Annotated in this window: 14 protein-coding genes and 1 pseudogene; 10 read left to right on the forward strand and 5 right to left on the reverse strand. The window is 32.7% G+C overall.

From position 1 onward, the window contains the following. Positions 1 to 38: 38 nt before the first annotated feature. The 8 genes and pseudogenes from FC72_RS01120 to FC72_RS01160 all read left to right on the forward strand — a co-directional run bounded on the left by FC72_RS01120 (position 39) and on the right by FC72_RS01160 (position 10,018). Positions 39 to 1,331: pseudogene (locus FC72_RS01120) on the forward strand (C40 family peptidase). Positions 1,332 to 1,658: 327 nt separating this feature from the next. Beyond that, positions 1,659 to 2,654, forward strand: a complete 996-nt coding sequence (locus FC72_RS01130) for a tRNA dihydrouridine synthase (RefSeq protein WP_057763898.1) — start codon at positions 1,659 to 1,661, stop codon at positions 2,652 to 2,654. 95 nt (positions 2,655 to 2,749) lie between these two features. Further along, a complete protein-coding gene (locus tag FC72_RS01135; RefSeq protein WP_057763904.1) occupies positions 2,750 to 3,730 on the forward strand; it encodes a LacI family DNA-binding transcriptional regulator in 981 nt (326 codons plus the stop codon). 130 nt (positions 3,731 to 3,860) lie between these two features. Further along, positions 3,861 to 5,213, forward strand: a complete 1,353-nt coding sequence (locus tag FC72_RS01140; RefSeq protein WP_057763910.1) for an SLC45 family MFS transporter — start codon at positions 3,861 to 3,863, stop codon at positions 5,211 to 5,213. A gap of 15 nt (positions 5,214 to 5,228) precedes the next feature. Further along, complete coding sequence (locus tag FC72_RS01145; RefSeq protein ID WP_057763911.1) at positions 5,229 to 7,472, forward strand: glycoside hydrolase family 65 protein; 2,244 nt, start codon at positions 5,229 to 5,231, stop codon at positions 7,470 to 7,472. Positions 7,473 to 7,550: 78 nt separating this feature from the next. Then, positions 7,551 to 8,222 (forward strand): beta-phosphoglucomutase, encoded by a 672-nt coding sequence (pgmB, locus tag FC72_RS01150; RefSeq protein ID WP_057763913.1) that lies wholly within the window; start codon positions 7,551 to 7,553, stop codon positions 8,220 to 8,222. A 5-nt stretch (positions 8,223 to 8,227) separates the two neighbouring features. Continuing rightward, on the forward strand, positions 8,228 to 9,223 hold the full coding sequence (locus FC72_RS01155; protein WP_057763915.1) for an aldose epimerase family protein: 996 nt from the start codon (positions 8,228 to 8,230) through the stop codon (positions 9,221 to 9,223). 12 nt (positions 9,224 to 9,235) lie between these two features. Beyond that, positions 9,236 to 10,018, forward strand: a complete 783-nt coding sequence (locus tag FC72_RS01160; protein WP_083480707.1) for a Cof-type HAD-IIB family hydrolase — start codon at positions 9,236 to 9,238, stop codon at positions 10,016 to 10,018. A 205-nt stretch (positions 10,019 to 10,223) separates the two neighbouring features. Here FC72_RS01160 and FC72_RS01165 read toward each other — a convergent pair whose 3' ends face one another. Together FC72_RS01165 and FC72_RS01170 are read right to left on the reverse strand one after the other, a co-directional pair. Next, the gene (locus tag FC72_RS01165) at positions 10,224 to 11,219 is read right to left on the reverse strand and encodes an aldo/keto reductase (RefSeq protein WP_057763917.1); all 996 of its coding nucleotides are present in this window, start codon (positions 11,217 to 11,219) and stop codon (positions 10,224 to 10,226) included. Between the two features lie 91 nt (positions 11,220 to 11,310). Continuing rightward, entirely contained in the window at positions 11,311 to 12,531 is a 1,221-nt protein-coding gene (locus tag FC72_RS01170) for a M20/M25/M40 family metallo-hydrolase (RefSeq protein ID WP_057763919.1), read from the reverse strand. 102 nt (positions 12,532 to 12,633) lie between these two features. Between FC72_RS01170 and FC72_RS01175 the strand changes: the two genes are divergently transcribed. Next, the gene (locus FC72_RS01175; RefSeq protein WP_057763920.1) at positions 12,634 to 12,828 is read left to right on the forward strand and encodes a hypothetical protein; all 195 of its coding nucleotides are present in this window, start codon (positions 12,634 to 12,636) and stop codon (positions 12,826 to 12,828) included. A gap of 35 nt (positions 12,829 to 12,863) precedes the next feature. Here the strand turns inward: FC72_RS01175 and FC72_RS01180 are convergent, their stop codons facing one another. After that, complete coding sequence (locus FC72_RS01180) at positions 12,864 to 13,046, reverse strand: hypothetical protein (protein WP_057763921.1); 183 nt, start codon at positions 13,044 to 13,046, stop codon at positions 12,864 to 12,866. A gap of 170 nt (positions 13,047 to 13,216) precedes the next feature. Between FC72_RS01180 and FC72_RS11050 the strand changes: the two genes are divergently transcribed. Continuing rightward, positions 13,217 to 13,348, forward strand: a complete 132-nt coding sequence (locus tag FC72_RS11050) for a hypothetical protein (RefSeq protein ID WP_263852837.1) — start codon at positions 13,217 to 13,219, stop codon at positions 13,346 to 13,348. A gap of 61 nt (positions 13,349 to 13,409) precedes the next feature. Here the strand turns inward: FC72_RS11050 and FC72_RS01185 are convergent, their stop codons facing one another. Together FC72_RS01185 and FC72_RS01190 are read right to left on the reverse strand one after the other, a co-directional pair. After that, positions 13,410 to 13,907: a hypothetical protein gene (locus FC72_RS01185; protein WP_057763922.1), complete on the reverse strand. Its 498-nt coding sequence runs from the start codon at positions 13,905 to 13,907 to the stop codon at positions 13,410 to 13,412. Beyond that, positions 13,891 to 14,529 carry an ATP-binding cassette domain-containing protein gene (locus tag FC72_RS01190; RefSeq protein WP_057763923.1) on the reverse strand — a complete coding sequence of 213 codons (639 nt, stop codon included), beginning with the start codon at positions 14,527 to 14,529 and terminating at the stop codon, positions 13,891 to 13,893. The genes FC72_RS01185 and FC72_RS01190 overlap by 17 nt, the downstream gene beginning before the upstream one ends. Positions 14,530 to 14,908: the final 379 nt, after the last annotated feature.

Consider the following 14,908-nt stretch of genomic DNA (forward strand, 5'->3'; position numbering starts at 1 on the left):
TTACAGCCCTTGTAGTGGGCGCTAGTTTTGCGGGTGGAATGCTAATCAATTCAAATATAGTACGAGCAGATTCTGAATTCAGCGGTATTGTTAATACTACTAAGATTACTTCACTTTATAATGATGATGGCAAATTAGTAACTAATCGTGCGTTAGCTGCAAATACGCCTTGGTTAACTGACAAAAAAATTCAAATTGGTGATATGGGTGACTTTTATCGAGTATCGACTCATGAATTTGTTAAAGCTGGCGATGTACAGTTACAACACGGTCAATCAGAAAATGGAATTGTTAGAGCAGGTTCAAATGGTGCTTTAGTTTATAATTATAGTAATGGGGATTATAAAGCAACCGATAGAAAACTTTCAGCTAATAGTTCATGGAGATATAACCATACTGATATAGTTGGTAGTAAAACTTGGTATCAAGTTAGTTCAGATGGTTGGATCAATAGTGATGATGCATCAACTTCAACTGCAATTGACAATACTGGTGTAGCTAAAATAAATTATGCTCCAGATAGTGGAATAGATTTATGGCAAGGATATGGAACAAATAAAGTTGCAACTGGACAGAAATTGTATAACGGATCAGAGTGGCGTTTTGATTCAAAAGTTATTGATGCTAATGGCGATGCTTGGTACCAAGTAGGAAATAATCAATGGCTTGAAGGAACATATCTTCAAATAACTAATGAGAAATTCGATCAAGCTGCTGCAGAAATTTGGGATCCAAACTTTGCTGCTGTAAAAGTAAATAATGATACAACAATTTATAATAATAATGATTATAATTCTGGTAAGAAGGGTAGTGCTTATGCAGGCCAAACTTTACAAGTTGATTCAACATTGCAAAATGGGAATGTAACTTGGTATGAAGTAAGTAATGGTGGTTGGATACCTTCATCAGCCGCTACTCAAATAACTACTTATCGTTCACCAATAATTTTGAATGGAAAAACAAAAGATCAAGCAATTAGCGATGTTATTGCAGCAGCTAAGCAAGAACTTGGTAAGCCGTATGTATGGAATGCTAAGGGACCAGATAGTTTTGATTGTTCTGGTTTGATGCAATATGTCTTCCGTCAAGCAACTGGTCAAAATATTGGTTCATGAACAGTACCACAAGAAACAAGTGGAATTAAAGTGGCCTTGAGCGATATGAAGCCTGGTGATTTGGTATTCTGGGGACCAGCCGGAGTTACATATCATGTGGGATTATACTTAGGAAATGACCAATACTTAAATGCTTTAAGACCAGGTACCAATGTTAAAATTGATACTATTTCATCTGATTTTATGCCTTCATTTGGCGTTAGAGTTATTCAATAGGATAAATGGGAGTGTGACAAAAGGCGGTTTGCCACCGGAGCATAGCCTAGAGACACGAATGATTGGCACTATCAATCATTTGTGGTTCGTAGCTATGTGGAGGTTGCAGCTTTTTGTTGCACGGTTAGGATATAAAAGTTCGTAGACGAAAAAAGGGGTTGTGACTTATGTCACGCCCCCTTTTTTATATATCAATTTTTATAAAATCTTTTCCATTTATTACATTGAATATTAATGATTGAAAGATTTAAATATTAGATTCTTATCAAATAAACTAGTAATATATTAACGATAGAAAATTTTTAACAATTAAAGAGGTAATCCAGTTTGACAGAATCAATATTTTGGTCAGAAATATCATCTAAAGCAAAATCAAAAAATCGTCCATTTTTTACTATGGCACCAATGGAAGCAGTTAGTAATACAGTTTTTAGGCAAATAATTACTAAGGCTTATGCACCAGATGCCTTTTTTAGTGAGTTTGTATACGCCAAAGCCATTACAAATCCTAATACTAAATTTCCCGTTCATGGCAGACTTTATATGGAACCTGAAGATAAAATTCGCCCAGTTGTTCAACTTTGGGGAAATGAAGCAAATGATTTTGAGTCCGCAGCTGTTTCATTGAAAGAACAGGGATTTCAAGCAATAGACATTAATATGGGATGTCCAGATGGAACAGTCATTAAAAATCATGGTGGAAGTGATTTGATTAGAAATCATAATTGGGCTAAAGAAGTGATTGCTGCAGCTAAAGTTTCTGGATTAGCAGTTAGTGCTAAGACACGATTAGGCTACAGTAAAGTTGATGAATTCAAAGATTGGATACCGTTTTTACTAGAACAAGATGTTGATGTTTTGACTATTCATTTACGCACAAAAATGGAAATGAGTAAGGTACCAGCTCATTTAGAAGTTATTGATGACATATTAAAAATGCGTGATGAAATAGCCCCACAGACTTTGATTCAAATTAATGGAGATATTCCGGATTATCATGCGGGCTTAAAATTAACTAAAGATCATCCAGGGCTGGATGGAATTATGATCGGTAGAGGAGTTTTTGCTAATCCATTTGCTTTTGAAGAAAATCCAACTGAACATTCATTGGATGAACTTTTGAGCCTGTTGCAAATGCAATTAAATCTTTTTGATGAATTTTCGACACATTATGATGTGCCACGTTTCCCGTCACTAAAAAGGTTCTTTAAGATTTATGCAAGACCAGAATTGGGTGCAACAGATTTGCGAAATGCGATGATGGACACTAAATCTACTGATGATGTACGTAAGATATTAGCTGATAAAGATAAGTATTTGTAAAAACTGTTCTAGAAATCGATCTAATTTGTATATTTTCATTCAAAAAATATATTAAGATAGAAGTAAGCGTAATTATACAAGTGAGGTTCGATAAAATGATTACAATTAGGGATATAGCTAAAAGGGCTGGTGTATCAGCCTCTACTGCCTCAAGAGCTTTAAATAATAATTCTCGTATCAGTGAAGCTACAATTAAAAAAGTTAAGAAAATCGCTAATGAGATGGGATATTTACCGGATTATAATGCTAAAAATCTAACTAACGGTGAAGCAAATGCTGTTGGCGTTGTATTTCCAGTAGGTAATGAAACAGCAAGTAATCCATTCTTCATTAATATTTTGTCAGGTATAAATTCTGAATTGGTAAAGCGTCAGTATTCATTATCAGTAGCGATTGCTAATACTAAAGAGGGATTATTGGAAAATGTGCGATCAATGGTACTTCAAGGTAAAATTAAACGTTTTGTTTTGCTTTATTCAAAATCAAACGATATTGTTAGCCAGTTTTTAAGAGATAAGAAGTTGAGATTTGTAGTTATTGGTCAACCAACGTTAGAAAGAGATTTTTATGTTGATAATAATAATGTTGAAGCAGGAATAACTGCTACAAAATTCTTATTAAATAATTTGCATGTCAAAAATCCTGTATTTGTTGAATCTGCTAGGGATTGGACTTATGAGCAGCAAAGATATCAGGGATTTAAAAAGGTTAGTAATGAGAACCTAGTTGATTTTGATAAGGTTAAAGTATCTTCAAAAAATGTTGAAAGTATTGATGATTTTATATTTAAACATCCTCAAGTTGATGGTATCGTGTCAACTGATGATTTTAGAGGACTAAGATTTTTAAACCATTTCAAAAGAATTTATCCTAAAAAGGATCTTTCGGTCGTTGGTTTTAATAAATCGTTTCCAGCTGCTCTGGTACAAAGTGAGTTTCATTCGATAGATGTATTTCCAGAGCAAATGGGTATAAAAACCGTTATTTTGTTGTTTAGTGATCTAGAAAATCCAGAAATTAATTTAAAAAGGCATTTAATTGTATCTCATCAAATAAGTAGTTATACCGGTATTTAGGAGGGAAATCATATGATCAATGATTTCCCTTTTTTTATATTATTTTGCGCAAACGGTTGCACAAAAGATGAAAGCGTTTTATAATGTAAGCGTAATCAAAAATGATTAGTCAGAAAGAGGGATATTAAATATGGCAGATAATAAAAAGCCAAAAGAAGGCCAAGGTCTTCCAAAGCTGTCGCCAAACACCATTTGGATGTTAAGCTTTGGATTTCTAGGTGTTCAAATGGCATTTACTTTGCAAAGCTCACAGATGAGTCGTATTTTTCAAACAATTGGAGCCGATCCAAATAATTTAGGATGGTTTTTCATCTTACCACCATTAGCTGGATTAATTGTTCAACCAATTGTTGGTTATTATTCAGATAGAACTTGGGCACCAAAGTTAGGTGGTAGACGTTTACCTTACTTGATTTTAGGTACAATTGTTGCCGCAATCGTTATGTTCTTATTGCCAAATTCTGGATCTATGGGATTTGGATATGCATCATTTGCTGCATTATTATTCGGTGCTATTACAGTTGCATTTTTAGATTTATCATCAAACGTGGCTATGCAACCATTTAAGATGATGGTTGGTGATATGGTCAATGATGATCAAAAGAGTTACGCATATGGTATTCAAAGTTTCTTATCTAATACCGGTGCCGTTATTGCCGCTATTTTTCCGTTTGTTTTAACAGCCTTTGGTCTTGCTAATACAGCCAAAAAAGGTGTTGTACCACAGTCAGTTATTTGGTCATTTTATCTAGGTGCTGCTATTTTAATTATTTCAACATTATTTACAATGGCTCGTGTTAAAGAATATGATCCTCAGACTTATGCTAGATACCATGGTATTTCAGAAGATGCTAATAAAAAAGGTGGAAATTGGTTAGATCTTCTTAAGAAAGCTCCTAAAATTTTTTGGACAGTTACTTTAGTTCAATTCTTCTGTTGGATGGCTTTTCAATATCTATGGACATATTCAGCAGGTGCAATTTCAGTTAATGTTTGGAATACATCTAATGCAAGTTCTGCAGGATATCAAGCTGCTGGTAATTGGTATGGAGTTTTAGCTGCTGTGCAGTCGATTGCAGCCGTTGTTTGGTCATATGTTTTGGCTAAAATTCCTAATAATAAACATAAACTTGGATATAGCTTGAGTTTACTATTAGGTGCAGTAGGATTCATTTCAGTCTTCATGATTCATAGTCAGTATGCATTGATTGTTTCATATGTTTTAGTTGGTATGGCTTGGGCTGCTATGAATACATATCCACTAACAATGATCACAAATGCATTATCAGGTGAGCATATGGGTACATATTTGGGATTGTTTAACGGTTCGATCTGTTTACCACAAATCGTTGCTTCATTGGCAAGTTTTGGTCTATTCCCATTATTTGGTAATTCACAACCACATATGTTTTTGCTAGGTGGAATCATTATGGCAATTGCCGCATTAACAGTTGGATTTATTAAAGAAACTTATAAGGCATAAAGGAGAATTATATTTATGAAGAGAATATTTGAAGTACAACCTTGGGATGTTGTCACACACAAATTTAATCCTGAAGACAAACGCTTACAAGAATCAATGACAAGTCTTGGAAATGGATACATGGGTATGCGTGGATTCTTTGAAGAAGACTATTCTGCAGATACCTTACAAGGATTATATCTTGGTGGAGTTTGGTTCCCTGACAAGACACGTGTTGGTTGGTGGAAAAACGGATATCCAAAATACTTTGGTAAGGTTATAAATGCAGTTAACTTTATTAAAATGAATTTCTTGATCGATGGAGAAAAATTGGATTTAGCTAAAGATAAATTTAGTGACTTTGAAATGGATTTAAATATGAAGGATTCAGTTTTAACTAGATCTTTTATCGCAGATAAATCAGGTAAAAAAGTAAAATTTGTTTTTGAACGTTTTTTGAGTGTTGATCAAAAAGAACTATCCGTTCAAAAGGTCAGTTTTGAAAATCTTTCAGATTCAAAAGTAGATATTAAAGTTATTTCTTCTATTGATGCCGATGTTAAAAATGAAGATGCAAATTATGATGAACGTTTTTGGGATGTTTTAGATGTAACTGACGATAGTCTTGTTGCTAAAACAAAACCAAATAACTATGGCACACCTCAATTCACTTCAGCTATGCAAATGAGTCATGTTACTGGCTTAAAAGAAGTCGATCAATCAAAGACAGATACACAGACAAGTAAAACTTTTGAGATAGAACTTTCCCAAAATGAACAAGCATCAATTGAAAAACGTGTTATCGTAACAACTTCAAGAGATTATGATACAGTTCAAGAATTGACTGATGCAATGAATAAACTAACAAAGAAAGTTTCAAGTAAAACTTTTGACGAATTATTTACAGCTCATCGTGATATTTGGGCTGAACGTTGGAATAAGTCTGATGTTCAAATCAAAGGTGACGTTGAAGCACAACAAGGTATGCGTTTTAATCTATTTGGCTTATTCAGTACATACTACGGTGACGATGCTAGATTAAACTTTGGTCCTAAAGGATTTACTGGTGAGAAATATGGTGGAGCTACTTATTGGGACACTGAAGCATTTTGTATTCCTGTTTACTTAGGTATTACTGATCCTAAGGTAACAAGAAACCTATTAATGTATCGTTATAAACAACTTGATGGTGCGTATGTGAACGCTAAAGAACAAGGATTAAAGGGAGCACTATTCCCAATGGTGACATTTAATGGTATTGAATGTCATAACGAATGGGAAATAACTTTTGAAGAAATCCATCGTAATGGTGATATTGCCTTTGCTATTTACAATTACACCCGTTATACAGGTGATAAGTCATATGTATTAAATGAAGGTAGTAAAGTCCTAACAGAAATTTCACGTTTTTGGGCAGATCGTGTCCACTTTAGCCAACGTAATAATCAATATATGATTCATGGGGTTACCGGACCTGATGAATATGAAAATAATGTTGACAATAATTGGTATACAAACTATTTAGCACGTTGGACACTTGAATATACCCTCAAAGTTCTTAGTGAAGTTTCTCCAGAACAGGCTGCTAAACTAAACGTTTCAGATGAAGAGAAGAAACAATGGCAAGATATTGTTGATAGAATGTATCTTCCATACGATAAGAAATTAGGAATTTTTGTACAACATGATGGATTCTTAGATAAAGACATCAAACCTGTTAGTGAATTACCAAGTGATCAATTGCCATTAAATCAAAATTGGTCGTGGGATAAGATCCTTCGTTCACCATATATTAAACAAGGTGATGTTATTCAAGGTATCTGGGACTTTATGGATGACTTTACGGAAGAAGAAAAAAAGAGAAACTTCGATTTCTATGAACCTCTAACTGTACATGAATCAAGTCTTTCAGCTTCAATTTATTCAGTTCTTGCTGCTGATTTACACTATGAAGATAAAGCGGTTGCATTATATGAAAGAACCGCTAGACTAGACTTAGATAACTATAATAATGATACCGATGACGGTTTGCATATCACTTCAATGACTGGTGGTTGGATCTCAATTGTTCATGGATTTGCAGGGATGCGTGTTCATGATGATGGGACATTGAGTTATAAACCATTCTTGCCAAAGAAGTGGGATAGTTATTCGTTTAGACAAGTATTTAGAGGACGTGTTATCGAAATAACTGTTGATGGTTCTGGATCTCACTTCAAATTAATTTCTGGTGATCCTGTATCAATCAAAGTAGATGACAAATTAGTTGAATTAAATTAAGGAGTTGTGAGGGAACGCCATTTTGCTTAGTGTGCAAAAAACGTTTCGTCACGCTTTTTTTATAAAGGAGAGTTTATTATGGTAAAGTTTGAGCAAATTAAGGGATTCGTTTTTGATTTAGATGGAGTTATTGCTGATACATCAGTCTATCATGCAAAGGCATGGCGTCAATTAGCAGAAAAGTTGGGTGTTAATTGGTCTAGTGAGTTGGCCGATGGTCTTAAGGGAATTAGTCGTATGGATTCTCTGAATCTAATTTTAAAAACTGGTGAAATCGAAAACAAATACAGTGAAGAGGAAAAGGAAACTTTTGCTGCTGAAAAAAATACAAATTATTTAAATCTTTTAAAGAATATGGATGAAACAGCTATTCTTCCAGGTATTGCTGACTTTTTAAGAGATCTTCAAGAACATGATTATAAATTGTCATTAGCGTCAGCTTCTAAAAATTCACCTCTAGTTTTGAAACAACTTGGTTTGTCCATGTACTTTAAGAATAAAATTGATCCAACAACTTTGAAATATGGTAAACCTGATCCAGAAATATTTGCTCGTGGTGCTGAAGTTTTAAATTTGAAACCTGAGGAATGTGTCGGTATTGAAGATGCAAAAGCAGGAGTTCAATCCATCAACGGTGCAGGAGAATTATCGATTGGAATTGGTGATAAAAATATTTTGAGTGAAGCGGATATAAACTTTGCTGATACAAGTGAATTAACTCTTGAAAATATTAAAAAGGCTTTGGATTAATTGAAATGGAAGTAACTAAAAGACAATTTGGTACATATAAAGATGAACCGGTTTATTTGTATACTATCGAGAATAATCAAAAGACTAAAATAAGTGTTTTGACTTATGCAGCTACTTGGCAAAACTTTGAAGTAAATGAAAATGGTGTAGATCATTCATTGATAAGTCATTTTGATAATTTGGATGATTATATCAAAACACCTTATCAAGTTGGTAAAACTGTTGGCAGAGTTGCTGGTAGGATTGGTAACGCTAGCTTTAAAATTGATGATAAATTTTATAAACTGCCTCCAAATGATGGAGAAAATTTGATTCATGGCGGAAGTAATGGTTTTCAAAATTTTAATTTCACTAGTACAGTGATTGACAATAAAGTGGTTTTAACACATAAATTTTTGAGTGCTGATGACGGTTTTCCTGGCGATTTAAGTCTAAAAATCACCTACAGTTTAAGTCCTGAAAACGAAGTTAAAATTTCATATTCTGCTATAAATACAGAAAAGACGCTTTTTAATCCGACTTGTCATGTTTATTTTAATGTGACCGATAGTGAAGATGTTTTTGGACAAGGCGTTAAAATTAATTCGAAGTCTATGTTAGCAGTTGATTCTAGTAAAGTTCCAACGGGTGAAATATTGCCGTTAACTAGTGGATATGATTTTAAAAAATTCAAAACAATCTCTAAAGCTCTGGATGATTTAAAGTCTGATAATGGTAAACTAGAATTTGACGATACGTTTGTTACCGATGAAAATTTTGTGGCGACTATTAAATCTAATAAGAGAGCTGTTGATTTTTCTTCCGATCGTAATGGATTAGTTATCTTTACGGCTAACCCTAATGATCCAAAGAAAGCCGATGAAAGACAATATAATTCCCTAGCAATGGAGATGCAAACTTTACCAGATGCTATCAATCATTCTGGATTTGGAAATATAATTTTGCCTCGTGGTAAAGAAGTCACTTATACAAACAGTTATAAGTATCGTCAAATTAATTAAAGGACAGATTTGATGAAGCTTGTAATAACCGATTTAGATAGTACTTTTTTAGATAAAGATAAAAATTATAATGTTGAACATTTTGATAAAATAAAACAGGAATTGAAAAAACGTAATATTGATTTTGCCGCATGTACAGGCAAACAAGCTGAAAAAGTAGAAGAGATCATGGGGTCTGACATCTGGATAGTTGGAGATGGCGGCGCTAGAATTAAACATGACGGAAAATTTTATTATAAGAATTTAATTCCTAATAAATTAGGTCAAGAATTTATTTCTGCATTACAAAATTTAAAAATTGATTTTAATATCGTTGCTTCAACAGAAGATCGAAGCTATATCCCAACAGGTCGTAGTGAAGCTGAAATTAATCGTATTAAGAAAAGTTACCATTTGGTAACTGAAATTTCAGATTTCAAGAAAATAACTCAAGATTTTACAAAAATATCAGTATATGATGCCAATGCTAACACATTTGATTATTGTCATCGTTTGGATAATTTTAAAGATCGATTATTTATTGTTGCTCCTGAGCCAACTTGGATAGATGTTTCAAATTTTGGTGCACATAAAGGGACCGGAATTGAAAAACTTCAAAGTATTCTCAATTGTAGTAAAGAGGATACAATTTGTTTTGGTGATGGATATAATGATTTAGAGATGTTCAATCAGTCTGGTATTAAATTTGCCATGGGTAATGCTTTTGACGATGTTAAGGATAAAGCTGATTTTGTAATTAAAACTAATAATGAAGATGGTGTTTTGCGTGCACTTGATAAATTATTGATGATATAAATATGAAAAAAGAAGGGGCTGTGACATATGTCACAGCCCCTTTTTTACATTTCCGAACTTTTATAGTCTAAACGTGTAACAAAAGGCTGCAACCTCCACATAGTTACGAACCACGAATGATTGATAGTACCAATCATTCGTGATTCTAGATTATGTTCCGGTGGCAGACCGCCTTTTGTCACACTCTCTTCTTTTGTTTGTGTCTTTACTTGATTAATTTATTTATTTCACTAATTTCATCATTTGAGAAATCAAGATTATCTAATGCCCTTAGATTTTCATCTAAGTGATCGTTATTAGTAGTTCCAATAATAACACTAGAAACTACAGGATCCTTTAATAACCAAGCAAGTGACATTTGGCTAAGCGTTTGGTCACGATCTTTTGCTATATCGTTTAATTTATTTAATTTAGCAACTAGAGCATCAGGTCCATCATTCAATAGTTCAGAATTTGTATGATGAATTTTGAATGAATCAGTAATTCCATTGAGATAACGGTCTGAAAGTAAACCTTCACAAAGAGGACCATAAGCAATCACTCCAGCACCATTATCTTCCAATAGTTTGGATAAGCCACTAGTTTCAACATGGTTATTTAATAAGTTCATACTCATTTGATCTAAGACAAATGGAGTTCCGAGTTTTTGGAACATGGCAATTGCTTGTTTTAATTCTGGAACCTCATAGTTAGAAACACCAACGTATAAGGCCTTACCAGAGCGAACAATGTCATCTAAAGCTTTTACGGTTTCTTCAATTGGAGTTTTATCGTCATATCTGTGAGCATAGTAAATATCAACATAATCTAAGTTGAGTCTTTCTAGAGAATCATTGATACCTTGAAGTAGTGACTTTCTTGAAGTTCCAATACCATAAGGGCCATCATGAATCTCATAACCAACTTTTGTAGAAATTACTAACTCATCACGATATGGTTTTAAGTCATTTTTTATAATTTGACCAAGTAATTCCTCTGAAGTACCAAAGCCTGTACTACCATCACCATAGTGGTTAGCATTATCAAAATGAAATACACCTTTGTCAAAAGCGTGTAAAATTAGATTTCTTCTTTCACTTAATGGATCAGCACTACCAAAGTTACGCCATAGTCCTAATGAAATAGGGGGTAACATTAAACCTGTTTTACCAGCATGACGAACAGAGTAGTTTTCATAGCGATTTTTTGAAGCAACATACATTTTATCTTCCTCCTCAGTATTCCATACTATTAATACTAATCTATTGCAAACGGTTACTCAAGGAAGAAGGGTATTGTCATGAATTAATGATTTATTCAAAATATTTAGTAGCAATTTTTTTGTAAATGTTGATGTATTGCAAATAGTCATCTTCAAAGACAAATTCGTTGATTTGATGAGCACTTTCATTACCAGGACCAGCAACGATTACTTCTAAGTCTGGATTGGCTCTAACAAATTGTGAGGCATCTGTACCACCTGGGGCACCAACGGCTAATGCACCTTGTTCAAATGTTTCTTGATAACTTTGTTGTGCTATTTTTATTAAGTTAGAGCCTATATCAGTTTTAACAGGCCAATTGCTGCTTTTTTCTTCAAATTCTAATGACATTCTAGGAGATTGGTTTAGTTCACTAATAATATTTTTTAGATCTTCTGCTAATTTATCATTGTTGTATTCTGGAATAGTTCTAATTTTGACGTTCATCTCAGCATAATCAGGAATTGTATTGTCTTGATCACCTGCTTTCATAATTGTAACTGCAGGAACTGTCTTTCCAAGAATATCATCATCATCTGATAAGCTTGCAAAATATTCTTTTTGCTTATTATAAAAGGTAATTAAATTATCCAGTGCATTAATGCCTGCTTCTGGCATAGAACTATGGGCTGCTTTTCCTCTGGAAATAACTTTGTAATCAATTGAACCTTTGTGAGCACAGTATAGTGCATGACGACCATAGGATGAAGGATTTGATTTTGGGTTTTTAATCAAACCACTGTTAATTAATTGATCTATTACGAGTTTAGATGAAGCATTACTTGGTTCACCAACTATTAAGGCATTCAAATCGTCAGCATATCCATTTTTAGATAGTTGCTTTGCACCAATTTCACCTAATTCTTCACCAACAGTAGCGATAAATTTGATATTTCCTTTAAAGTTTTCGTCTTCATTTAGTTCTATCATAGCTATAGCTAATCCAGCCAAGCCAGATTTCATATCTGATGATCCACGACCAAATATTTTTCCGTCGATATGCTTAGGATTAAATGGACCATAGTTCCATTCTTTGTCGTTTACAGGCGCTACAACGTCTTCGTGCCCGGTGAACCCAATAGTTTTACCAGCTCCATTATTAATAGAAGCAATAAGATTGAAGCGATGTTCATCATTTTTAACCAGTTCTGTTTTTATTTGATATTTATCAAAGAGCTTTTCTAAATAGTTTGCTACTAGTTCTTCATTTCCGTTTACAGTCTCTAATTTTATTAAGTCATCTAAGATCGATAACTTCTCTGATTTTTCCATTATGAATCCTCCCAGAATCAAGTATCATGTATAATAGTAAGTGTTGAACAACTATATTTTAGTATTAATTAATTAAAAAAGGTAATAAAGGGTGAACATAAATTGAATTTATTGATGAAAATTGATCGTTGGTTAGGTGCAATTTTAGTAATTGTGGCAGTGCTAGGATATTTCTTTCACTGGTTTACAAATCAATTATTGTTAAGTGCATTTGCTGCAGGTATTTTATTAGTTATAATTTCATTTACGTCTGATAAGGGACGTGCTTCAAAAAGCAGAGAAAACAAAAAAGACTAGAAATCATAAAAGATTTCTAGTTTTTAAATTCAACGTTAATTAACCTTTTTACGTCCTTCTGGAGTATATCGGCTGGCTTTATATCGTTTATATAAATAGTAGATTCCAAAAGCAACAGCGGCCATAATTAACAGTGGAATTCCAATGTAGAAGAAAATAGCTAATGCAACTGCGACAATTAGGAACCATTTTAAGAATCTCAAAAATAAATCGAACATTTAGTTCTCCTTTTTATAAGTTTACAAATACATAATCATTTATATTACTTGTTAAGTCAAGTAAAACGATTTAAAAACAAAATGGTTGACTATTGGTATTGACCCTAGTATAGTAGCCACTATCGCTACCTCTTAGAGATATAACTTTGTAAGAAGGAGGTGTGAATAATATGAAATATAGAATTCTATTAAATACTAATGATCAATTATTCACAGCAATTGATGTTAAAAATAGCAATCACTTTGGCAACGGTACAACCATTGAAAAAGCTATTACTGATTTAAAGACTAAAGTTGCTTAACCAAGGACTATAAGAGAGTCCAAAAAGGCCACTATCAGAAAAAATCTGGTAGTGGCCTTTTTTAGTTTAGGAAGAGTGAATATTTAGTAAATCTATTATTATCTGAAACTAGAAAATAGAAATGACTATTCTTATCCAACTTATCTTTTTTAAAAGATACTTTAGCAGTCATATCTTTACCAGATGAATATTTCTTCATATCAAAGATATGATTATTGAAATCTGTGATATTTTCGTTGTTAATATGCTCGCTGTAATTGTAAGGACTAGCGATCCACATGTTTTCGAAGAAATCATTACTTTTTTTCATACCATAAAAACCTGGCTTAGTTTGTTTGATATTCAAGATAACGTTAATACAGTTTTTATCAGTTGTTGTATCTAGAATTTTAAATTCAACATTGTTGGTTTTTACTTTTTGATTTTTTGATATTTTAATTTCTTTAGTGTCTTCGTAACCTGCATTCATCCTTTGATATTGCAAAGTAAGAAAGAAAAAGGAGATAGTAGTAAAAATAAGTAAAGAGATGATCTTTAAGTTTTTACGATATTTTTTCATTGATAGCTCCATTTCTAACGACAAAAGGTCTGGTAGATACTTGATTGATAAAATTGGAGTCATGAGATGTTATTAAAAATGTGGTCTGATTACTTTTAAACTCCCTTATTATTCGAACCAATAAATCAATACTTTCTTCATCTAAGGCGTTTGTTGGTTCATCTAATACTATTAATTCATTATTACCTAATAGAGCTTGAGCTATTCCAACTTTTTGTTTCATACCTAGAGAAAAATATTTGATTTTACGATGAATGTTTTCCTCTAAGCCCAATAATGTCAGTAGTTCTTTGATATCATCATCACTGATTTCATCTTGTAGTTGAGCTAATAATTTTAAATTTTGGAATGCCGTGAGTTTTTCAATTAAACTAGGGTTTTCGATTAATATTCCTGCACGTATAGGATATGTATCTTGGATATTGATTTGTTGGTTATTAATTAAAATTGTTCCGTTTGTTTTAATTAGTCCTAAAATTGCTTTTAAAATAAGAGTTTTACCGGAGCCGTTTATTCCTTCAAAAGTCGCAATGTCACCTTTATTGATTTTTAAGGTCACATTATTAATTAGCGTTTGTTTCTTTACCTGCTTACTTACTGCATCTAATTTTATAAAGCTCATTTAGGTCTCCTTTTAAAAATCTTTCTTTGAGATTGTTTTATGAATAACGGTTATAAATATTCCTGACAAAATAATTAAGATAAAAAGTCTGACTAATATTCCTAATAAACTTTTAGGTGTCGTAAAGTAATAAATTAGATAATCAATTTTGATTTTCAATAAGTAGTACTCAATGCAATTAATTCCAAATGCGACTATAAAAGCTAATATTTTATTGTTTGCTATTACTAGCACGCTTAGTTCTATTAAAGATAGAAATAACATAGAAAAATATGCGTACAAATATAATATTAAAATTTGAAAATTAGTAGAAAGAATGAAAAATGTCAAGGGCAGTTTAAAAATGTAGGTTTTCGGCAGAAAGAAATGTAGGTTTTCG

The organism is Companilactobacillus tucceti DSM 20183 (assembly GCF_001434665.1).
Taxonomy (GTDB): domain Bacteria; phylum Bacillota; class Bacilli; order Lactobacillales; family Lactobacillaceae; genus Companilactobacillus; species Companilactobacillus tucceti.